The organism is Legionella londiniensis, from assembly GCF_001467825.1.
In the GTDB taxonomy this organism is placed as follows: Bacteria; Pseudomonadota; Gammaproteobacteria; order Legionellales; family Legionellaceae; genus Legionella_A; species Legionella_A londiniensis.
Genome location: NZ_LNYK01000010.1, coordinates 112,730 through 134,192, shown reverse-complemented (window position 1 = coordinate 134,192; position 21,463 = coordinate 112,730). Strand labels below are relative to the sequence as shown.

Here is a 21,463-nt window from a genome sequence, read left to right as displayed (position 1 = left end):
TCTGATAGCCTTCCCCTGAAAAAAATGCCGTTGATTTTAGCTTTCACGTTGTACTCAGGACGAGAACAAACAATTAAGGAGAGCATAATGAAACAAAGTCAATGGGAAATTGTCATCCTAAAACCCACCTCAGTTTTCCTGTCTTTTTTGGCATCCCAACTGCCTGAATCAGAATTACCTGATTTAAAAATGTTGCAGACTGATACTACCGCATATACCATCCGAAAACATCAAGATGAGGAAGCTACATTGGATGAAATTGAGCGCTATTTTCCAAAGATGTTTCGTCATGAGATATGCCGTTGGTTAGGTAGCAGAGCACGTAATGAGATTGAGGCCAGTTTTTTAGATTTTTTATGTTGTTTTAAATTTGAATTGCATTCACAAATAGTTTTAATGGAACCAAGTCTTCAGGAAGGGAGGCAATTAATCTGTATTAAGCCAAGATCTGTTTTATTGAAATGGATGAAGTCTTCTGTCGAGCAAGATGAAGAACTGACAACCGTGCTGAAACAGGTGAATTTATCTCAGCTTGCGGAGAATGCGACAGTCGTTGTGAAAAATTTTAATCATCTTGCCGAGATAAAGCCATTTCTCAAACAATATTACCAACCAATCTTTAAAACAGAGATGCTTCGTATGTGCGACAGTGCTGAACAGTGGCCCGCGGTTGACTCCTATGAGACTTTTAACCGCTATTTTGCCGTTGAAATCCACACGCAACTAGTCCATTTGCACTAAGGAGGGTGTAGCTATGGAAACAATAGCCATTGCGCTCATCTGTACTGCGGTGTTTGGGGGGATTGTAGCGTTATCGGTCTTTATTCGCCAGTTACTGCTCAGCCGTGATAAGTTATTGAATGATCAAGCACAGGAACGCGCTCTTTCCCAGGAATCAATGGTGTTGGAAAAGCTGCGGCGTGAAATGGAGGACAATAAGCGATTTAGCTCTCATCACAAATTGCTTGGAGAAAATCGTGATGCCATTCAATACCTTGATCAGAAAATAGAGGAATTATTGAATAAAAAGCTGGCATTGATTAAGCGGTATGGTGAAGCCACTTTAAAAACGTCTGCCGCCATTATATCTGGCCAGGAATATAGAGATCGTAAGGAAATCTGTGATTTGCTTAAAAATGAAATCGATAATGAGCTCAAAATTTATGACGCTGAGCTCGAAAAATTGCAAACCCGGCGCGCATCTTTATGGGATTCAAATTCTGAACTGCAAAAATATCTGCTCGATCAGGAAAAATTCCGCAATGCCAAGATGGATTCCCTATACCACAGGCACAGCAGTTTACTTGAGAAAATATTTTTGCGCCACATGGATAATACAGAACATGTCGCTACGAAAACATTGGAGGAATCGACCAAAACCTATAGCCTCTTAACTGAACCGATACGCTTTTTGCTGCAGTTTTTCAAATTATCTACCGGTGCAGATCCAGGCAAGGCATCCGAGGAGCGTGATTCAAGGGATGAGGTTTCGGATGTTGAACGCGATATTAACGATGATGCGCAAAGCGAAACCGATGAAATCGATGAGGATTTGGAATCGGTGGTTGACTATGTCAACTAGGCAATCATAAATTTCCTGCGGCGAATTGGTCTTTTGAAAAATTTTCATCGCAGGAAAACTATGGATAAGAGAGCCTCTATCAATCCTGATAAGGGCAGTAAGATGACAGATGTTATTTGATTTTTGCTCTCCAAAGAATATTTTATATTTGCCATTTTGATTATTAATAGTGCATAATTTGGGTGTTTGTCTCAAATGAAGCAATTAATTGAAGTGGAGCGGGAGAATGAAAATTAATATTCATCGGATGTTTTTTATCTTATTGATGTCTTTTCTTTCTGCTTGTTTATACGCTACTGATTTAAGTAAATTATTGCCAAATGAACGTAATACTATTGAAATTTTTCAAAAAGCAGCCCCTAAAGTAATCTACGTGCACCGTTTGAAAACGGTATTAAATGGTTCTTATGAACGGCTATATATTCCATCAGGGGCAGGTTCAGGGATCATTTGGGATAAAAAAGGGCATATAGTTACCAATTATCATGTGATTGATGGAGCCGATACAGTTGCGGTCAGTATTGGTAAGCAGACTTATCCTGCAAAGGTTATTGGCGCAGAACCAAGAAAGGACATTGCAGTTCTGGCATTGGCTTCACCCAAGGCTTTAAAGTCACTGGAGTCTTTTATCCCGTTTGAAATCGCGCCAATTAACGAATTGCTGGTCGGCCAGAAAACCATCGCTATCGGCAATCCCTTTGGTTTGGATCACAGTTTAACCACAGGTGTTATTTCTGCGCTTGGCCGCCAGGTTCCCGGTGTCGGGGGCGTTACCATTCATGATATGATTCAAACGGACGCCTCTATTAATCCTGGCAACTCCGGGGGGCCGCTTTTGGACAGTGCGGGACGCCTAATTGGCATTAATACAGCAATATACTCACAATCTGGCTCCTCAGCCGGTGTTGGATTTGCCGTACCGGCCGATGAAATTTCGCGTATCGTAACGCAAATTATCAAGCATGGGCGGGTTAGGCTTGCCGGTATCGGCATACAACGGATGGATCCAAGCATTGCAAAGCATCTTGGTGTTAAAAAAGGCATTTTGATTTCAGATGTGTTACCAAATACACCCGCAGCCCATGCAGGGTTACGAGGAACTTATCGTGATCAATGGGGGCGAATTCATTTAGGAGATATCATTGTGGCGCTAAACGGCCATCCGGTAGCAAATTATGATATATTATATAACTACTTAACTGAGATTAGCATAGGCCAGGAAATCACCGTGACCGTCTTGCGCAATGGCAAACAGATAAACTACAAGATGAAAACCATTGATATTGCAGCCTATTAATTGCAAAAACAATGCCAGGCAACACAGTTTTTTGCTAAAAAATGTGCTGCCTGCAGCAGCCGCAACTTTAAAAATAAAAAATATTTTATTCAGGCACACCCGTATTGATCATAATAGGCAAGCATTTCCTGGACTTTTGCATACTCGCCCTCAGATTTAAGATAATCAATCAGGTCAAAAAAAGTGATAATGGAAAATACCTTGATATTTTGTTGCTCAATTTCTTGAATGGCGGATAATTTGCTTTCACCGCGTTCAGAACGGTTTAGAGCAATTAAAACCGAGGTTAAGGTGCCGCCATTTTCTTTAATCTGTTTTTGGGCTTCTCTAAAGGCTGTGCCGGCAGTTATGACGTCATCGATAATAGCTGTATTGCCAGAAAGCGGTGCGCCAATTAAATTGCCTCCTTCCCCATGAGATTTGGTTTCCTTGCGGTTAAAAGTAACGGTAACATTAAGGCCCAGTTTTGCCAAAGCCACTGCTGTGGCCGTAGCAAGAGGAATGCCTTTATAGGCTGGTCCAAAAAGATGTTGGATATCAAGTTGATTTGCCATGATAATTTGGGCATAAAAATCCCCGATTTTCTGAATGGCAGTACCGTCGTAGAAGAGGCCGGCATTAAAAAAATAAGGACTGTTTCGGCCTGATTTCAGTTGGAAGGATCCGAATTTTAACGCCTTTGATTCAATTGCCAGTTTGATGAAGGCATCTTTAACATCATTCAAGTGTTTGACCCAATGCTGTTCATGATTGTGAAAGGATATCGATCTGCTGTGAAATAATCAATTCCTGCATATCGCATCTTGCTATTTTTGCGATAAAAAATACGGTATGCGCAAAATATTAATCTAATCAGATCTTTACAATTCTTTCATTTTCATAAACTATATTCCTGCCGGATGTTCTGGTGATTCTATAGCGAAAGCTTGGCCAATTGCTGCAAAATAACCATGGTTATGCTCAATATGATGATTTGAACTCCGATAGAATCATATTTATAATAATTTGAAGATGCTTTATGCGTCTCTAAGGCTGCAAGGAGTCTGCAGCTGTTTTATTGATAAGATAGGGGACAGCGAAATGTCGCAAAGAGAAACAGGACAAGTTAAATGGTTTAACGAGAAAAAAGGATTTGGATTTATCGTGAGTCAACAGGGTGATGATATCTTTGTTCATTACAAGGATATACAAGGCGTAGGATTTAAAACGCTGCATGAGAATGATAAGGTGAGTTTTGTTTTGGATAAGGGTCCTAAAGGGTTAAAAGCTCAGGATGTAATCGTCATAACAGAATAATCTTGGCTTAAAATTTACAAAAGGCAGCCGATAAACCTGTTCGATGTAGGTAGGCTTGTTTTTATCTGGGATTCAAATTATCAAAATGTGCGATCAACGATCTTCCAGTCACCGAGAATAGCAATTCATAGCAACCCTTGGTTACATCGAAAATGATAAAAAGCATTCAGATTGTTTGTATCCAATCAGAATACTGGTTTTAGCCCAAGAAATACCATAACTCACTATAAGTGGACATATGTCAGATGAAAAACAGGTTGCTGTAATTACCGGTGCCGCAAGCGGCATTGGGCTTGCATTGGCTAAAGCTTGTTTGCAAAGAAAAATGCATGTGGTTATGGCTGATAATTCGAAAGAAAAACTGAGTCAGTCAGCTGCTAACCTCAGCAGTTTTGGTGGAGAAATAATTCAGGTTGATTGCGATGTTGCCAGATTAAGTGACTTGCAGCGTCTGGCTGACACAACTATGGATTATTTTCATCGTGTTGATTTACTGATTAATAATGCCGGCATCAGTGGACCATTAGCGCCGCTATGGGAGTTGACAGAGGCAGAAATTCGCAAGGTAATGGATATTAATTTATTTGGTGTTATCCACGGTATAAAAGTTTTCCTGCCTTTAATGTTTGCCCAAAAGCACAGATCCGTGATCGTGAATATGGCGAGTTTATACGGCCTTGTCAGCAGCTCCCAGGTTGCCCCTTATTCCATGTCTAAGCATGCCATAGTTTCCTTATCGGAGTCCCTTTACTTTGATTTGCAAAACCACAACAAACCGGTAGATATTGCAGTGGTATGTCCATCATTTGCGAATACGGCCTTGCTATTTAACTCAAAACCTGAAGAACCGAACCAATTGTACCAGATGATGATGGAGTTGTTGGAAAGAAGCCGTTCGCCTGAAGAGATTGCTGATCATATTTTACGGGAAATTGATAACAAAAAGTTTTATATTCTGCCCGATAAGGAGGTTAAACACTATTGTGAACAACGTGTACAGGGAATTATGGATCAGCAAGCTCCAAACCGCCACAGTTTAGAAAAAATCATGACTGCTTTAAGTAAACGCGCTTGACTGAGAATTAAGAGAATGAATGTTGAGGTATTTTCCTTGCTGACTAAAAAATCGTTCCTACCTTTGTTTCTGACTCAGTTTTTTGGCGCATTTAATGATAATGCCTTTAAATTGGCCATGTTGACGTTAATTAGTTATTTTTTAACCCAATCACAAGCATACTCAGAACATTACCAGGCTTTGGCTGGTGCATTGTTCATTATTCCGTTTTTTATTTTTTCTGCGACAGCAGGGCAGCTGGCTGATAAATTTGATAAGGCAGTGATTTCACGTTGGGTAAAAATCCTGGAACTATTTTTAATGGCAATAGGCGGCATTAGCCTTTATTTTGGAAATATCATCTTGATGATGGCAACTTTGACAGGTATGGGTATACATTCAACTTTTTTCGGCCCAATCAAATACGCAATTTTGCCGGATCATTTGCCTGAAAATCAATTAATGGGCGCTACAGCTTTGATTGAAGGAAGTACTTTTTTTGCTATCCTTCTTGGTACAACTCTTGGAACTTTAAGTATTGGAGGCGCTCAATCAGGAACGGTTTATGCAATTGGCTTGACCCTGATTGCTGCAGTTTTTGGACTCGCAGCAAGTTGGTTTATACCCTCTGCGCCTCCAACGGCAAAAAACTTGACAATTGACTGGCGGTTGTTCAGGGCAACGAACCGCATGATTAAAGACGTATTCAGTAATAAAGAGGTCATTGTTGCAATAATAGCCATTTCCTGGTTCTGGATGGTAGGTACCATTATTTTAACAAAATTACCGGATTATGCTAATTATGTTTTGCGCGCAGAAACCACAGTCTTTGCGGCTTTTTTGGCGCTTTTTTCTATTGGAATAGCATTAGGGTCGCTTTGTATTAATCAGCTTTTATCAGGAAAAGTTACCTTGCATTATGTACCCCACACGATGTTGTTGCTCTCAATATTTGCTTGCGATTTATACTGGGCAACGCCATTGTATACTTCAGATTTGCCGCTGCAAACATTTTCGCAATTTTTCACAAAACCCACACATCTCAGAGTGACTCTGGATTTGTTTTTTCTTGCTTTAAGCGGTGGGATGTTCATTGTGCCTCTATATACGACTTTACAGGTAAAAAGCGAAGGAATGTTTCGGGCAAGGACAATTGCCGCCAATAACATCATTAATGCAATATTCATGGTGGGCGGTACTTTACTAGTCATGCTTTTACTCTATTTAAGCCTGACTATCCCACAGGTTTTTTTAATCACCGGCCTACTTAATGCAACGGCAGCAATTGTTTTACGGTTTTGGCTAAAAAAGCCGCCATCTTGAGGAACGTTTTTTATAGCGGGCTATATTCCCGCCAGCGAGCAGGCTTTAACCATCATGAAGAGATGATAGTGCCTTTAAATAAAATCATAAGGCAGCCAGGCCATCTAACCAGTCTTTGGCGGGCAGAAAATCAGAATACAATTTCGCTTCGGGCGTATTTTCCTTTGGTTGCCAGTTGTAGTGCCACTGAACTTCAGGGGGCAAAGACATCAGGATGGATTCAGTACGTCCGCCGCTTTGCAAGCCAAAAATGGTGCCGCGGTCGTAAATTAAGTTAAATTCAACATAGCGGCCCCGCCGGTACAGCTGAAATGATTTTTCTCTCTCCCCGTAGGGTATATCCTTGCGGCGTGACACAATGGGCGCGTAGGCTTTGATGTAGTGATCGCCGATGCTTTGCATCAGGCCGAAGCTATGGGTAAAATCCACCTCGTTATAGTCGTCGAAGAAAAGCCCGCCGATACCGCGCGCTTCATTGCGATGCGGCAAATAAAAATAACGGTCGCACCAGGTCTTAAAACGCGGATATAATTCCTTGCCAAATGGATCGCAGGCGCGTTTCGCTGTTTGATGCCAGTGTATGCAATCTTCCTGAAAGCCGTAATAAGGAGTCAGATCAAAGCCTCCCCCAAACCACCAGACCGGAAAATCATTCTCTTTTTCAGCAACAAAAAAGCGGACATTGGCATGTGATGTAGGGACGTAGGGATTATCCGGGTGAATGACCAGAGAAACACCCAAAGCAGTAAAGCGGCATCCGCTTAATTCGGAACGACCGGCGGTTGCGGATATTGGAAGCTTGGCACCGGTAACATGTGAAAAATTCACCCCGGCTTTTTCAAAAACAGCGCCGTTTGTTAGTGTGCGGGTGATTCCGCCGCCACCTTCCTCACGTTGCCAGCAATCTTCGTGAAATTGGGCTTTACCATCCAGGGATTCAAGTGCGGAGCATATATGGTGCTGCAGGCTTAAGAGGTAATTTTTGACTTGTTCTATTGCTTTTTCGGGTAAGGATTTTGCGTTATGGCTCATAAAAATTCCTAATATCTTACAAGGAAACAGTCAGAATAAATGCCAAGAATTAAGGATAATCAACGACAAGGGCTATTATCCAAAAATATGATTTTACTGTGGCATTATACCTTGATTGATGCTGCCCCTGCCAGATAAATAATATATAATATACAATTTGTTTAAATTATTGAGATATTTTGTGATTCACTCATCAGTTGAAAAGCTTGCAATAGCGCCAATGATTGATTGGACTGACACCTTTTTTCGCCGTCTTATGAGAATATTGGCTCCCAATGCCTTGTTATATACAGAAATGCAAACGACGGGTGCGGTCTTTAACAATCCAGAACGAGCCTTGCAATTTAGCAAATTCGAGAAACCTTTGGCGCTTCAGCTTGGCGGTTCAGACCCTGATGCCCTGGCTCGATGCGCGCAGATTGCTGAGGAGATGGGATTTGATGAAATTAATTTGAATCTTGGCTGCCCAAGTTTCCGCGTTCAGGCTGGACGATTCGGGGCATGCCTAATGGCTGAACCCGCCCTGGTCGCGAAGTGCATTGAAAAAATGAAATCAGTAACCCGCATTCCAATTACAGCAAAAACGCGTATTGGTATTGATAAAGAGGACAGTTATGATTTTTTTTCATCCTTTGTGAAGCATTTAATCAATGCTGGCGTGGATAAACTCATTGTGCATGCTCGTAAGGCATGGCTAAAAGGTTTAAATCCCAAACAAAATCGCACTATTCCGCCATTGCATTACAATTTTGTGTACCAGATTAAAAAAGAGATTGGGCGTATTCCTGTTATCATCAATGGCAATATCACTGAGGTACAAGAGATTCAAACGCATTTGGCCCATGTTGATGGAGTAATGATAGGCAGGCTTGCCTGTCAAAACCCTTACGGGATCGCAACCATTCATCAAGCGCTTTACCCTAAATCTTCATTGCCAGGCCGCAGTTCTGTATTATCACAATATTTGCAGAATGTCTCTGACGCATTGACAAAAGGTGGCTCTGTCAATGCGTTTTTAAAACCCCTCTACGGCTTGGCCCATGGCTTGCCGGGAGCTAAAATCTGGAAGGAAAAGTTAATGTCGATTCAACGAACACGCAACTTACATGAACTGGATGAGGTTTTTTCTGTTCTTCGATTGTTGGAAGCGAACACGAGCAGCCTAGGCCTTAGCATTCCGGAAGATTAACGGCCAATCCTCCCAGTGAAGTTTCCTTATAAATGCTTTGCATGTCCAAACCCGTTTGCTTCATGGTTTTAATCACCTTATCCAGGGAAATTTTATGTTGCCCATCCCCTATAAGGGCCATGCGTGAAGCATTTACGGCCTTCACTGCACCCATGGCATTGCGTTCAATGCAAGGAATTTGCACCAGTCCTAAAACCGGATCGCAGGTCATTCCCAAATGATGCTCCATCGCAATTTCAGCAGCGTTTTCAATTTGCTCTAAAGTACCGCCCAAAACTGCTGCCAAACCTGCAGCCGCCATGGATGAAGCTACGCCCACTTCCCCCTGGCAGCCAACTTCCGCGCCGGATATTGAAGCGCCGGTTTTATAGAGAATTCCAATAGCTGTAGCGGTCAGGAAATACGTCATAATATCCTCTTCGCTGAACTTGCCATGGGCTTCCTGGCAGTATTTTAAAACGGCCGGTATAATTCCTGCGGCGCCATTAGTCGGTGCAGTAACAATTCGGCCGCCGCCCGCGTTTTCTTCATTGACAGCCATAGCAAATAGGTTAAGGCGATTCATAATATCAGACTGCTCATAAATACTTGGTATCCCTTTTTGTTCATTGAGCTTTTTAAACAAATCGGGCGCGCGGCGTTTTAATTGCAAGCCTCCAGGCAAGGTGCCAGTGTGGTGGCAGCCTCTTTCAATACAGTCAAGCATTACCTTGGCAATTTCTAATATGCCGCGCCGTATGGCTTGGCTATCCCGCCAGGTATGTTCATTGGCCATGACTAATTCGGCGATGGTTAAATTATTTTTCCTGCACAATTCCAGCAGCTGTTTTGCGGTAACAAAAGGATAAGGTACGGTTTCCTGATTTGTTGAATTTTGATCAAATTCTTCCTCAGTGGTTATAAAACCGCCACCAATTGAATAATAAACTTGCTCCACCAAAAGGTTGTCATCTGCGTCAAAGGCTAAAAAACGCATACCATTGCTATGTTTTGGCAAGACATCTTTTTGAAATAAAATAAAATCCCTGTCTTCATAAAATGCAATATTTTTCTTCCCGCCAAGACATAATGTATTTGTAGATAAAATTTCCAGCATGCGCGGTACCATGCTTTCCGGCACAACGGTTTCAGGAGCTTTTTGCTCCAAACCGTTTAATATTGCTTTATCCGTACCATGACCTTTTCCAGTAAGCGCTAATGAACCGTAGAGCTCGACTTTGACTCGGCTGGCAGAGGTAAATAATTCTTTTGCTTCCAAAAGACGAAGAAATTCGTTGGCAGCAATCATTGGTCCTACGGTATGGGAGCTTGAAGGGCCAATGCCGATGGAAAAAAGGTCAAATAAACTGATATTCATGTTAAAATAAAAAAAGAATCTAATGATTAGATCTTAGCATATTTCCTTTCGGAACAAATATAGGATGTTATATTAGAAGTCTGTTTGGCAATATAATTAGCGGCATTATTTATACATTCTGTAAAATAATTGCGTGATGGCATGGCTTGGTAAATTTGCTGAATGTTTAAATTTGTGATTTATTAGTTAATTGTCGATAATATCAAATTTTTTGACATCGAGTCATCGTAATCGAGTTACCTCAATTGTCTGAAACCTCAGGAGCACTCTTTCAAAGATGGATGATATAATTTTGACAAGACGGCATGGTTTAACCCGGATGAACATAAGAGAATTTGACTATGCAGGTTAAAAAAGCGGTATTTCCAGTTGCAGGGCTAGGTTCACGCTTCTTGCCGGCAACCAAGGCCAATCCCAAGGAAATGCTGCCTGTTGTGGATAAACCCCTCATTCAATATGCCGTTGAAGAAGCTGTTCGCGCCGGTATAACACATATGATTTTTATTACAAGCTCCAGCAAGCGCGCCATTGAGGATCATTTCGATAATCATTTCGAGCTTGAAACAAGATTACGTGAGCAGGGTAAGGAAAAATTACTGGCATTGGTTAAAAGTATTTCACCGCCAGGGATACAATTCTCTTATGTGAGACAGCATCAACCTTTAGGCTTGGGCCATGCGATTTTGAGCGCAGAACATGCCATTGGCGATGAACCGTTTGCTGTGTTGCTGGCGGATGATTTGATTGACGATTTTAACTTTCCCTGTCTTTCAGCCATGGCAAATCATTTTTCCCAAACCGGGAGATCAGTATTGGCCGTGCAGCCGGTTCCCTGGCAGGAAATTCATCAATACGGCGTAGTAAAAACAGTTGATGACACGCGTTCATTTATGCGCATCAGCGATATGATAGAAAAACCATCCCAAGAAAATGCCCCTTCAAATCTTGCTGCTGTAGGTCGATATATATTTACACCTGAAATCTTTCCTTGCCTAAAAGATACCAAAATTGACCACCGTGGTGAAATTCAGCTTACAGGCGGTATTCAGCGCCTCTTGGGTATAGAGCCGGTGTATGCCTACCGTTTTGGCGGAAAGCGCTATGATTGTGGTTCTAAGCTTGGCTATCTGCTCGCAACGGTCGAATTTGGCATGCGCCATGAAGAAGTAGGGCATGCATTCCGTGATTTTTTGCATCAGGCAAATTTGACTCGTGAATTCGATGAATGCATTTAAAAAAGGATGTGGGATTCGCCGAATAATTCCATTTTTCCGGCGCATCTGGCAAGATGCAGGCTGAATTGAGTGATGACAGTGAGGGATTATGAAAATACTGGTTGCAGTGAAGCGCGTTATTGATCCATATGTAAAAGTCAGGGTTAAGCCAGACCAAAGCGGGATTGAGACGCAAAATGTTAAAATGGCGATGAACCCTTTTGATGAGATCGCGGTAGAAGAAGCTTTGAGGCTTCGTGAAAAACATATTGCCTCCGAGGTGGTATTGGTTTCAGTAGGCACGGATGCTTGTCAGGAAACGCTGCGCCATGGCATGGCGCTTGGGGCTGACCGAAGCATATTGGTTCGCAGTGAAAAAACATTTTGCAGTCTGAACATAGCGAAAATACTTAAAAAAATTGTCGAGGACGAAATGCCCCAACTCATATTGCTTGGCAAGCAGTCCATTGACGGAGATAACAATCAGACACCGCAAATGCTTTCAGCATTGCTGGATTGGCCCCAGGCCACCTATGTCTCCAAATTAACTTTTGATACAGAGCATAAAACTCTTCAAGCAACAAGAGAAATAGATGGCGGACTGGAAACGCTGATGCTTAAATTGCCTGCAGTATTAAGTACTGATTTGCGCTTAAATGAACCTCGCTATGCAAGCCTTCCGAATATAATGAAAGCGAAGCGTAAACCAATTGATGTGATTGAGCTTGATTCGCTTAATTTATCCTTACGCGATCATCTTGAGGTATTGGCAGTCCGGGCCCCTTTGCCAAGAAGCGGAGGAATTATGGTTGATTCTGTGGAATCATTAGTCGATAAATTGCAGCACGAAGCAAAAGTACTTTGATAGGGAGAGATCGTGAGCGTCTTAGTCTTGGTTGAACATGATAATCATTCGCTGCATCCTGCTAACCGCAATGTCCTGGCTGCGGCATTACAACTCGATGATAAGCCGGTTTTGCTGGTAGCGGGCCACCGTTGCGAAGCTGTCGCAAAATCTGCAGCCTCACTACCTGGAGTCAGTGCAGTCTGGTGGATAGATAACCCTTCATTTGAGCATCAATTAGCGGAAGGTTTAAGCAAACTTATTGCTGAATCGGCTGCTTCTTTTACTGCTGTTCTCGCTCCTTCCAACACATTTGGAAAAAATATTCTGCCAAGAGCTGCGGCTCTTTTGGATATCGCACAAGTGACAGATGTCACAAAAATAATTGATGAAAACACTTTTGAGCACCCTATCTATGCCGGCAATGCGTTGGAGACAGTGCGCGTTTTGGATGAAAAAAAAGCATTGACCATCCGCCTTACCGCATTTGATGCGGTAAGCGGTACTCAGGAAGCTTGCAGTATTGAACGTATTGATAAAGATTACCCACAAAATAACAGCAGTCAGTTTGTCCGGCAGGAGTTAAGCCTGTCAACCAGACCCGATCTGGGTAGCGCGGATAAAATAGTCTCTGGGGGAAGGGGGCTGCAAAGTGCGGAACAATTCAAATTAATTGAAGAGTTGGCCGATGTACTGGGAGCAGCAGTCGGCGCTTCAAGGGCGGCTGTTGATGCAGGCTTTGCGCCTAATGATTATCAGGTTGGCCAAACAGGGAAAGTTGTTGCTCCTGCTCTTTATATTGCTGTAGGAATTTCAGGAGCTGTTCAGCATCTGGCAGGAATGAAGGATTCAAAAGTTATCGTTGCTATCAACAAAGATGCTGATGCGCCCATTTTTCAAATTGCAGATTACGGATTGGTAGGAGACTTATTTGAACTTGTGCCCAAGTTGATTGAAAAGTTAAAGGAAATCAGGAGACGTTCGTAAAAGGGCAGTACTTAACCTGCGGTATGCATAGTTATAAAAACAATAGGAGTAGTTGTATGTTAGTTGGTGTTCCAAAAGAAATTAAACCACAGGAAAACAGGGTAGGCTTGGTACCTGCCAGCGTACGCGAAGTTATTCGTGCAGGTGGTGAAGTTTTAGTGGAAAAAAATGCAGGTCTTGGGATTGGCATCAGTGATGAAGAATATGAGGCCGCTGGCGCAGACATTGTTGATACTGCTGATGAAGTTTATGCTCGTTCCGATTTAATTGTAAAAGTTAAAGAGCCTCAGCCTATAGAATGCAGGCGGCTTCGCGAGGGGCAGGCTATATTTACCTACCTCCATCTGGCGCCAGATCCTCAGCAAACAAGGCTATTAAAAGAATCGGGCGTTACAGCCATCGCATATGAAACCGTTACCCAGAATGATGGCGGTTTACCATTGCTGACACCCATGTCACAGGTGGCAGGACGCATGTCTATTCAGGCAGGCGCTCATTGCCTGGAAATGGCGCAGGGAGGCAGCGGTGTCCTTTTAGGGGGTGTACCCGGAGTAGCTCCAGCGAATGTTGTGGTAATCGGCGGGGGGGTAGTCGGTACCAACGCTGTACGGATGGCTATGGGCATGGAAGCGCATGTAACGGTTATTGATAAATCATTGCAGCGTTTAAGGGAATTGGATTTTCAGTTTGGTTCCAAGCTCAATACCATTTATGCCACGGCAGAAGCGATGGAGCAATATGTAACAGCAGCAGATTTAGTCATTGGCGCGGTCCTGGTGCCTGGCGCCGCCGCTCCCAAATTGGTTTCACGGGATATGTTAAAAGCCATGCGGCCTGGCTCTGTCGTGGTTGATGTTGCAATTGATCAAGGTGGATGCTTTGAAACCAGCCGCCCAACAACACATCATGAGCCTACTTATGTAGAAGAAGGAATTGTTCATTATTGTGTGGCAAATATGCCTGGCGCTGTGCCAAAAACGTCAACTTTTGCCTTAAATAATGCCACGTTACCGTTTGTCCTGAGCTTTGTGAAAAAAGGTATTAAGCTTGCCTTGCTAAGTGACGGTCATTTGCTCAATGGCTTAAATGTTCATCGGGGAATGATAACTTATGAAGCCGTTGCCCGTGATCTCGGGTATGAATATGTGGCAGCAACGGATGCTCTGGCCAGTTAACTCGTATCAGCCCGGATTAGACGAAGTCGTAATCCGGGGTCTTTTTAATCCTCAAAAACCTTACCAAAATAAGTGCCGGCTTTCTTCTTCTTGTGAAGATTCTATTTCTTGAGTGCCTTCAATCGTCGGTACTTCTTCTTCACGGAAATATTCAAGAATGGCATTTTTTTGGTTGCTGTTTGCAAGCAGGCCTGTTTTGGGATCAATGCTGACTGCCACAACATTTTCCGGTTGCTTGCGTTCTTGTTCCGGTACGTCTTTTAAAGCAATTTTCATAAAGTCTATCCATAAAGGCAGGGCAAGGCGCGAGGCATATTCATGCAGAGAGCGCGGCACATCATATCCCACCCAGGCGGTAACTACGAGATTACTGCTGTACCCCGCGAACCAGGCATCCACTTGATCATTGGTTGTTCCTGTTTTACCTGCAATATCTTGACGGTTCAACTGAGTTGCCGCTCTAGCGGTCCCGTGCTGTACGACACTTTGCAGGGCTGAGTGCATTAAAAACGCGATATCCTCTGGTATGACTCTTGGCGCAATAAGATCGGGGTCAGTATTTTCTTTCGCACAATCATGACAGACCAGCGTGGGTTTGGACTGCAGTAAAATATTGCCATCGTGATCAGTAATGCGCTCAATCAGGTATGGTTCAACTTTGTAACCGCCATTGGCAAATACTGCATATGCCGCAGTAAGTTCCATCGGGCTGACCGATAAACTGCCGAGAGCAAGGGATAAAGCTTTTGGCAAGGCTTCTTTATGAAAACCGAAATGAGTAATGAAATCCACCGCATAATCAATGCCAATATCATCCAGTATGCGGATGGACACCAGATTTCTCGACTTGACCAAGCCTTCTTTCAGCCTTGTTGGGCCGTTAAATTTGCGATTATCATTATGCGGCCGCCATAGGGTAGCCTGGCTCGGATCATCGACCACGATCGGCGCGTCATTGATCAAGGTAGCCAGGCTGTACCCCTTGTTCAGCGCAGCTGCGTAAATGAACGGCTTGAAACTTGAGCCGGGTTGCCTGCTTGACTGCGTTGCGCGATTAAATTTGCTTCGCTCAAAATTAAACCCGCCTACCAGAGCTTTAATAGCGCCGCTGTTTGGATCCATAGCAACCAAGGCGGCTTCAACCTGGGGAATTTGCGCCAAATGCCATTCCTGACCAACCGGCCGAATATAAACAACATCACCGACAGAGACCACCTGGCTTGCCTGTGCGGGCGCTTTTCCTACCCAGCCTTTCCGCAAAGCAGGCCTGGCCCAAGACAGGCCTTTCCAGGGAATGGTGATCGATTTTTCATGTCGGGTTGAGGCAATAGCAGATTGCTGCCCTACTTCAACAATGACAGCAGGTTCAAGGTCATAAATCACTGGATATTGTTTGAGTACTTCATGAATCGCCTCTTTTGCGGTATTCGGATTAATTGCGCCTATATTGGCTACTGGACCACGATAGCCGTGCCTGCGGTCGTAAGCCAGAAGGTTTTCTGCAACCGCATCATTGGCCGCTTTCTGCAGGCGGCCGGAGATCGTGGTGTAAACCTTGTAGCCGCGGGTGTATGCGGCGGGCCCAAAATGATCATAAAGTGACTGGCGTATCATTTCTGCGACATAAGGGGCATTTAATTCAAGTTGTGCACCATGATAAGTTGCTGTAATTGGTTGATTGATTGCTTCTTGATATTGTTCTTCGCTGATGTAGCGTTCCTCAAGTAAGCGCTCAAGCACGTGATCACGGCGTTTTTTAGCTGCCAGAGGGTTCGCAATGGGATTTTGTGTAGAGGGTGCCTGAGGCAAGCCCGCAATCATTGCAAGTTGAGCCAAATTGAGTTCCTTCAGTGATTTTCCGTAATAGACCTGCGCTGCAGCACCAACACCATATGCCCGGTTGCCCAAATAAATTTTATTCAAATACAATTCAAGAATTTTTTCTTTACTTAATTCCCTGTCAATTTTGATGGCCAATAAAATTTCATTGAATTTACGCAGAAAAGTTTTTTTGCGGTTTAAAAAGAAGTTCCGCGCAACCTGCATGGTAATCGTGCTTCCGCCTTGAGATTTGGATCCAGTCTGCACCATGCGCAAGGCCGCTCTGCCCAGGCCAAAAATATCAACGCCAGGGTGTTCAAAAAAACGCTGATCTTCAGTTGCCAAAACAGCATGAATCAGTGTTTTTGGAATTTCATCATAGCTTAAAGGAATACGTTTTTTTTCGCCGTATTCCTGAATAAGCAATCCATCTTGTGTATAAATACGAAGCGGTACTTGAAGCTGAACAGTTTTTAACGATTCGACAGAAGGCAGTTGGCTTTCCAGATAAAAATAGAGCAGACTTATGCACACCATTCCTAAAAAAAACAGGCTGCATAAAGCCCAAAGCCCCTTACGCCAAAAATATGTCATTTTTTTCATTGAGGTGGTATTCAGAGAATATATGAAGGCGTCAATTATACCGTGTTTTATGAGTTATATGCCAATTATTCAATTTTTGACAGGCAATTGGTAAAAAAAGATTCGGCTGTCTGCGATTATACCACAGCAAACTGGAGATAGCATGCCTGAATTACCTGGCATATAGAGCTTGGTCAGTAATGTTGCTATGCGTGTTTGCCTCAGGCTATTGAGGCGTCCCGATGTCAAATGAACATTCAAATGGACAGCGTGGATATAAAAAATCAACCTGATGGATAAACCTGTTAAAAAAATTTCATTTTTTAACAAGTTACGTTAATATCAATCATATATTTTCGGAAAACGATCTTTCAGAATGCATTCAATCTGTCGTTTTCCATAAGTTTCAAAATTTAGATCTTTTTATACAAGATTGTGACAGGCATTGATTCAGGGAGATGAGTTAGGTGCTTAAATTATTCAAGCCCAGGGCAAAGTCCATATTGGGAATCGATATCAGCTCAACTTCTGTGAAAATTCTTGAAATTTCATCAAGCGGCGATCAGCGTACCGTTGAAGGATATGGAACGATTAAATTGCCGGAAAATGCGATGGAGGGGGTTACTATCAAAGACGTAGATATGGTGGCCAGCCGTATTCGCAGGGTATTCTCTTCCCAGCGTTTTACCTCCAGGCAAGCAGCATTGGCTGTTCCTGATTCCTCAACGATAAGCAAAATAATCCAAATCAATGAAGGATTAAGTGAGGAAGAAATTGAAGAACTGGTGATTATGGAAGCAGATAAATATATTCCCTATCCTATAGACGAAATTAACATTGATTTTAATGTGTTGGGGCCTTCGGCTAAAAGCGCTGCCATGCTTGATGTTTTGGTCGTTGCATCCAGGGCAGAAAATGTGAGCAGCCGAGTAGAAGCGGTAACGCGCGCAGGGCTTGAGGCCAAGGTTGTTGACGTTGAATCTTATGCGGTAGAACGGGCAGTTCAATTGATCGCGCCGCAATTGCCGGGTGGCGGGGCCAACAGCATTGTAGCCATCATTGATTTTGGGTATGCCTATACCATTTTTTACGTCATGCATGGGATGAAGATCATTTTTTCCCGCGAAGAAGAGTTTGGCGGAAAACAATTGATCGATACTATCGTGCAAGCCTATGGTTTAAAGCAGGAAGAAGCAGTAGCTGCAATAGAAGAAGGAAACCTTCCCGAAAATTACATAACCGAAGTGTTACAACCGTTTCAGGAACTGGTTATTTTACAGGTAAAACGAGGGCTGCAATTTTTCTTTTCCGGCAGTCAGTATACCCATGTGGATCATATTTTACTTGCGGGAGGAGTCGCGAAACAAACAGGGCTCGCTGAGCTTTTAAATGAGCATATTAATATCCCAACTGAGGTTGTCAACCCTTTTACTGGCATGGAAATGGGCAAGCAGGTTAACAGAGAAAGTATTACCAAAGATGCACCAAGTTTATTAGTTGCGTGTGGACTGGCGCTTAGGGCTTCATAAACATTCTTGAGCGTTAATGGAGCTTGATGACTACGTGTAAGGTAAGGAGCCTTCATGACTGAAATTAATTTGCTTCCTTGGCGCGAATTAAGGCGTGAGCGTGAAAAAAAAGAATTTAACCTTTATTTGTTTCTTGGTCTCATAACAGCTGCTCTGATTGTTTTTTTAATTAATTTTTATGCGAACCAGCTTATCGAAAATCAAATGCACCGAAATCAGTTGCTGGAAAATGAAATTGCACGTCTGGACAAGCAAATCAAGGAAATTGAAGGGATTAAAGCCTTGCGTCAGGCTTTGATTGCCAGAATGACAATTATTCAGAACTTGCAGGCTACCCGTTCACTTACTCCGCGATTATTCGATGAGCTTGTAAAAATTATTCCCAACGGGGTCTATTTGACAAAGGTTGAACGCAAGGAAGATACCATCACTTTACTTGGCTATGCAGAATCCAACAGCAATATTTCCCAGTTGATGCGGAATATTGAACGCAATCAGTGGATTCAAAATCCTGATTTGACAGAAATTAAAAAAACCAAAGAAGCGGAAAGGCAGGTAGAAAATGAATTTAAGCTAAGCTTTAACCTGAGAGAAGTTAAAACATAAGTCTGGTACTGGTTTCTTTATGAATAACATTAATTTAAGCGAATTAACTCTGGAAAATATAGGGCAATGGCCAAAACCCGTAAAAATTGGTGTTATTGTTTTCTTGTCTTTACTGCTGGTGGGCATGGGGTATTGGCTGATTGCCAAGAAAAATTTTGAGCAGTATGAAAGCTTGAAGGAACAGGAGCCGGCCTTAAAAGCCAAATTCGAGTTAAAACAGCACCAGGCATCGAATCTACAGGCATATCGAAACCAAATGCAGCTGATGGAGGAGCGCTTTGGCACCATGTTAAAGCAACTTCCGGCTAAAAATGAAATGCCGGGGCTTCTTGAAGATATTTCTAAAACCGGTATTGCCAGCGGATTAACTTTTGAGCTATTTGCGCCTATGCCAGAAGTACAACATGATTTTTATGTGGAATTACCTATTAAGATTGCTGTTGTAGGCAATTATCATCAATTGGCTGTTTTTGTAAGTCGAGTGGCTGAGATGAGCCGTATAGTCACGATGCATGATTTTGTGATTGAGCCTGCTTCAGCCGAGCAGCAAAAAAATGGAGCAAGCGATCAGTTGATAATGAGAATGACTGCTAAAATTTACCGGTATCGAACCTGATGACCAAGAAAAATTCGATAATCACAAAACTGTATTTGTTAGGTTTCTCCTTACTGACAGCGTGCGCACCTGCTGAGGATGACCTGCAACGCTATATGCATGAAATTAAATCAAGACCTTCTCGACCCATTGAACCTATACCGGAATTTGAAACGCCGCAAAAGTTTAAATATCCTGAAGAAGAAAAAAGAAGAAGCCCCTTCAAACCAATAGTTGCGCCAGAGAAAAAAGATCTCTTAGCCCCTAATTTGGATAGGCCAAGACAACCCTTGGAAGCTTTTCCTTTAGACGCATTGAAATTTGTTGGCATCTTAAAAGAAGGACCGACTATTTGGGGGCTTATTAGCCAACCAGGGGGTCTAATTACCAGAGTGAAGCCTGGAGATTATATGGGAAAAAATTTTGGTCAAATTATCAAAATTACAGAAGATACCATTCTTCTGCAAGAAACAGTACAAATTGGCGGTAAGTGGGAAAAGAAAACAATTACCCTTAAACTGCGTGAAGAGTGACGAGTGCGCTTTCATGGTGAAAGGAGATTACGTTGCGTAAGCTGATTCACATATTATTTATTTTATTGATGTCCTGCTCAAGTCTGCATGCGAGGGATAATACATTAGTCGGGATAAAAATCATGCCCATGCCTGATAACCGGGTGCGAATGGATTTTCAATTTGCGCATCCTCTGCAACAGTTGCCCGCAAGCTTCATCACACAAGAACCGCCGAGGTTAGTCCTTGATTTTATCGACAGCAATCTTAGACTGAATGAAGCTGATAAAGCTAAAAAAATCGATTTTGGCTCATTGGCTCGTTATAAGATTATTGCTGTCAAAAATCGTGTTCGGGCAATTCTTGAATTGTCGGACTCGATCTCTTATTCCGGACAGATCTCGGGAAATACCTACAGCTTAATGCTCAGAGGCAAAGACCAGCAACTTATCCCGCAGAGAAAGGAAGTCTTTGTGACTAATAGGCCGGTTAATGCGCGTTTCAGCATCAACAGCCTGGACTTCACCGGCGCAGACAAGCAGGGCGGGCGTCTCATTGTGAATGTGTCCAATACCGGCATCCCTATTGAAGTCACTGAATCAGGTAAAGAAGTGGCCGTTCAATTTATGAACACCAGATTGCCGCAGCGCTTGATGAAACGGTTTGATGTAACGGATTTTCACAGTCCTGTAAAAATCGTGAGCGCAAAACAAGTGGGGCGAAATGCAGTGATTACCTTGAACAATGAGGGTGTTTTCGATCACTATGCCTATCAAGTGAATAAACAATTTATCATCGATATTTTCCCTTTAACAGAGGAAGAAATAAAAGAAGAAAAGGAGAAGAAAAAAGTTTATACTGGTAAACGCATCTCTTTGAATTTTCAGGATATACCCATTCGGTCTGTTTTACAGTTGCTAGCCGAATTTACTGGCATAAATATTGTGGTCAGCAATCGGGTAGAAGGCAATATTACCTTGCGCTTGAATGATGTTCCCTGGGATCAGGCTCTGAATATTATTCTGACTACACAAAATCTGGATAAGCGCCAGGTTGGAAATGTAATCTTGATAGACAGGGCCGAAACTTTTACTGAAAGAGAGCAACAAGAACTGGAGGCCATGCAGGCAGCAAAAAAACTTGCTCCAATCCGCTCTGAGCTGATTCAGATTAATTATGCCAAAGCCGCTGATATTGCAACCATGCTGAAAGATAAAAACAATTCTTTACTGTCAGAGCGCGGCACAGTCAGTGTCGATACCCGGACAAACACAATATGGCTTCAAGATACGGCTACACAAATAGAAGAAATCAGAGAGCTTGTAAAACAGTTGGATGTACCTGTTAAACAGGTCGTCATTGAAGCGCGGATTGTCAATATGACCAAGGATTGTGCTGAAGATATTGGCGTGCGCTTTGGTGTTTCAAGGCCCAATCATTTAAGCGGTACGTTGGAAGGCGCGAATGA

The 21,463-nt window shown here is 42.8% G+C and carries 20 protein-coding genes; 16 read left to right on the top strand and 4 right to left on the bottom strand.

The annotated features are described in order from the left end of the window. Positions 1 to 87: 87 nt before the first annotated feature. The 3 genes from Llon_RS03445 to Llon_RS03435 all read left to right on the top strand — a co-directional run bounded on the left by Llon_RS03445 (position 88) and on the right by Llon_RS03435 (position 2,879). Positions 88 to 741, top strand: a complete 654-nt coding sequence (locus tag Llon_RS03445) for a hypothetical protein (RefSeq protein WP_058528672.1) — start codon at positions 88 to 90, stop codon at positions 739 to 741. 13 nt (positions 742 to 754) lie between these two features. Further along, complete coding sequence (locus Llon_RS03440) at positions 755 to 1,582, top strand: hypothetical protein (protein ID WP_058528671.1); 828 nt, start codon at positions 755 to 757, stop codon at positions 1,580 to 1,582. Positions 1,583 to 1,808: 226 nt separating this feature from the next. Continuing rightward, positions 1,809 to 2,879, top strand: coding sequence for a S1C family serine protease (locus Llon_RS03435; RefSeq protein ID WP_058528670.1), 1,071 nt, complete (start codon positions 1,809 to 1,811; stop codon positions 2,877 to 2,879). An 89-nt stretch (positions 2,880 to 2,968) separates the two neighbouring features. Here Llon_RS03435 and pyrE read toward each other — a convergent pair whose 3' ends face one another. After that, complete coding sequence (gene pyrE, locus Llon_RS03430) at positions 2,969 to 3,604, bottom strand: orotate phosphoribosyltransferase (RefSeq protein ID WP_058528669.1); 636 nt, start codon at positions 3,602 to 3,604, stop codon at positions 2,969 to 2,971. Between the two features lie 355 nt (positions 3,605 to 3,959). Between pyrE and Llon_RS03425 the strand changes: the two genes are divergently transcribed. From Llon_RS03425 to Llon_RS03415, 3 genes are all read left to right on the top strand, one after another. Beyond that, positions 3,960 to 4,175, top strand: a complete 216-nt coding sequence (locus Llon_RS03425) for a cold-shock protein (protein WP_058528668.1) — start codon at positions 3,960 to 3,962, stop codon at positions 4,173 to 4,175. Between the two features lie 238 nt (positions 4,176 to 4,413). Then, a complete protein-coding gene (locus tag Llon_RS03420; RefSeq protein ID WP_058528667.1) occupies positions 4,414 to 5,250 on the top strand; it encodes an SDR family NAD(P)-dependent oxidoreductase in 837 nt (278 codons plus the stop codon). 15 nt (positions 5,251 to 5,265) lie between these two features. Continuing rightward, entirely contained in the window at positions 5,266 to 6,552 is a 1,287-nt protein-coding gene (locus Llon_RS03415; RefSeq protein ID WP_058528666.1) for an MFS transporter, read from the top strand. A gap of 84 nt (positions 6,553 to 6,636) precedes the next feature. Here the strand turns inward: Llon_RS03415 and hemF are convergent, their stop codons facing one another. Beyond that, a complete protein-coding gene (gene hemF / locus Llon_RS03410; protein WP_058528665.1) occupies positions 6,637 to 7,584 on the bottom strand; it encodes an oxygen-dependent coproporphyrinogen oxidase in 948 nt (315 codons plus the stop codon). Positions 7,585 to 7,765: 181 nt separating this feature from the next. On the opposite strand from hemF, the gene dusA reads away from it, so the two are divergent. After that, a complete protein-coding gene (gene dusA / locus Llon_RS03405; protein WP_174221660.1) occupies positions 7,766 to 8,773 on the top strand; it encodes a tRNA dihydrouridine(20/20a) synthase DusA in 1,008 nt (335 codons plus the stop codon). Here the strand turns inward: dusA and Llon_RS03400 are convergent. After that, a complete protein-coding gene (locus tag Llon_RS03400; protein WP_058528664.1) occupies positions 8,754 to 10,130 on the bottom strand; it encodes an L-serine ammonia-lyase in 1,377 nt (458 codons plus the stop codon). The two genes, dusA and Llon_RS03400, sit on opposite strands and share 20 nt — an antisense overlap. A 341-nt stretch (positions 10,131 to 10,471) precedes the next feature. On the opposite strand from Llon_RS03400, the gene galU reads away from it, so the two are divergent. The 4 genes from galU to ald all read left to right on the top strand — a co-directional run bounded on the left by galU (position 10,472) and on the right by ald (position 14,350). After that, positions 10,472 to 11,365, top strand: coding sequence for a UTP--glucose-1-phosphate uridylyltransferase GalU (gene galU / locus Llon_RS03395; protein ID WP_058528663.1), 894 nt, complete (start codon positions 10,472 to 10,474; stop codon positions 11,363 to 11,365). 88 nt (positions 11,366 to 11,453) lie between these two features. Continuing rightward, positions 11,454 to 12,209: an electron transfer flavoprotein subunit beta/FixA family protein gene (locus tag Llon_RS03390; RefSeq protein WP_058528662.1), complete on the top strand. Its 756-nt coding sequence runs from the start codon at positions 11,454 to 11,456 to the stop codon at positions 12,207 to 12,209. A gap of 12 nt (positions 12,210 to 12,221) precedes the next feature. Next, a complete protein-coding gene (locus Llon_RS03385) occupies positions 12,222 to 13,175 on the top strand; it encodes an electron transfer flavoprotein subunit alpha/FixB family protein (protein ID WP_058528661.1) in 954 nt (317 codons plus the stop codon). Positions 13,176 to 13,231: 56 nt separating this feature from the next. Beyond that, on the top strand, positions 13,232 to 14,350 hold the full coding sequence (ald, locus tag Llon_RS03380; RefSeq protein ID WP_058528660.1) for an alanine dehydrogenase: 1,119 nt from the start codon (positions 13,232 to 13,234) through the stop codon (positions 14,348 to 14,350). Positions 14,351 to 14,410: 60 nt separating this feature from the next. Here the strand turns inward: ald and Llon_RS03375 are convergent, their stop codons facing one another. Beyond that, entirely contained in the window at positions 14,411 to 16,774 is a 2,364-nt protein-coding gene (locus Llon_RS03375; RefSeq protein WP_058528659.1) for a penicillin-binding protein 1A, read from the bottom strand. 446 nt (positions 16,775 to 17,220) lie between these two features. Between Llon_RS03375 and pilM the strand changes: the two genes are divergently transcribed. The 5 genes from pilM to Llon_RS11695 form a co-directional block, all read left to right on the top strand. Next, positions 17,221 to 18,282 (top strand): type IV pilus assembly protein PilM, encoded by a 1,062-nt coding sequence (pilM, locus tag Llon_RS03365; protein ID WP_058528657.1) that lies wholly within the window; start codon positions 17,221 to 17,223, stop codon positions 18,280 to 18,282. A gap of 54 nt (positions 18,283 to 18,336) precedes the next feature. Beyond that, the gene (locus Llon_RS03360) at positions 18,337 to 18,888 is read left to right on the top strand and encodes a PilN domain-containing protein (RefSeq protein ID WP_058528656.1); all 552 of its coding nucleotides are present in this window, start codon (positions 18,337 to 18,339) and stop codon (positions 18,886 to 18,888) included. A 19-nt stretch (positions 18,889 to 18,907) separates the two neighbouring features. Next, positions 18,908 to 19,504: a type IV pilus inner membrane component PilO gene (locus Llon_RS03355; RefSeq protein ID WP_058528655.1), complete on the top strand. Its 597-nt coding sequence runs from the start codon at positions 18,908 to 18,910 to the stop codon at positions 19,502 to 19,504. After that, positions 19,504 to 20,016 (top strand): pilus assembly protein PilP, encoded by a 513-nt coding sequence (locus tag Llon_RS03350; protein ID WP_058528654.1) that lies wholly within the window; start codon positions 19,504 to 19,506, stop codon positions 20,014 to 20,016. The genes Llon_RS03355 and Llon_RS03350 overlap by 1 nt, the downstream gene beginning before the upstream one ends. Positions 20,017 to 20,048: 32 nt before the next feature. Then, positions 20,049 to 21,463 (top strand): AMIN domain-containing protein (locus Llon_RS11695; protein WP_065238264.1); only part of this gene is annotated, 1,415 nt, incomplete at its 3' end.

What these genes read in the sequence shown, in the direction of transcription:
- ald (WP_058528660.1), top strand. Translation starts at nt 13,232, where the DNA reads ATGTTAGTTGGTGTTCCAAAAGAAATTAAACCACAGGAAAACAGGGTA.
- Llon_RS03420 (WP_058528667.1), top strand. Translation starts at nt 4,414, where the DNA reads ATGTCAGATGAAAAACAGGTTGCTGTAATTACCGGTGCCGCAAGCGGC.
- Llon_RS03350 (WP_058528654.1), top strand. Translation starts at nt 19,504, where the DNA reads ATGACCAAGAAAAATTCGATAATCACAAAACTGTATTTGTTAGGTTTC.
- Llon_RS03400 (WP_058528664.1), bottom strand. Translation starts at nt 10,130, where the DNA reads ATGAATATCAGTTTATTTGACCTTTTTTCCATCGGCATTGGCCCTTCA.
- Llon_RS03355 (WP_058528655.1), top strand. Translation starts at nt 18,908, where the DNA reads ATGAATAACATTAATTTAAGCGAATTAACTCTGGAAAATATAGGGCAA.
- Llon_RS03390 (WP_058528662.1), top strand. Translation starts at nt 11,454, where the DNA reads ATGAAAATACTGGTTGCAGTGAAGCGCGTTATTGATCCATATGTAAAA.
- Llon_RS03375 (WP_058528659.1), bottom strand. Translation starts at nt 16,774, where the DNA reads ATGAAAAAAATGACATATTTTTGGCGTAAGGGGCTTTGGGCTTTATGC.
- Llon_RS03425 (WP_058528668.1), top strand. Translation starts at nt 3,960, where the DNA reads ATGTCGCAAAGAGAAACAGGACAAGTTAAATGGTTTAACGAGAAAAAA.
- galU (WP_058528663.1), top strand. Translation starts at nt 10,472, where the DNA reads ATGCAGGTTAAAAAAGCGGTATTTCCAGTTGCAGGGCTAGGTTCACGC.
- hemF (WP_058528665.1), bottom strand. Translation starts at nt 7,584, where the DNA reads ATGAGCCATAACGCAAAATCCTTACCCGAAAAAGCAATAGAACAAGTC.
- Llon_RS03360 (WP_058528656.1), top strand. Translation starts at nt 18,337, where the DNA reads ATGACTGAAATTAATTTGCTTCCTTGGCGCGAATTAAGGCGTGAGCGT.
- Llon_RS03435 (WP_058528670.1), top strand. Translation starts at nt 1,809, where the DNA reads ATGAAAATTAATATTCATCGGATGTTTTTTATCTTATTGATGTCTTTT.
- Llon_RS03440 (WP_058528671.1), top strand. Translation starts at nt 755, where the DNA reads ATGGAAACAATAGCCATTGCGCTCATCTGTACTGCGGTGTTTGGGGGG.
- Llon_RS03415 (WP_058528666.1), top strand. Translation starts at nt 5,266, where the DNA reads ATGAATGTTGAGGTATTTTCCTTGCTGACTAAAAAATCGTTCCTACCT.
- Llon_RS03445 (WP_058528672.1), top strand. Translation starts at nt 88, where the DNA reads ATGAAACAAAGTCAATGGGAAATTGTCATCCTAAAACCCACCTCAGTT.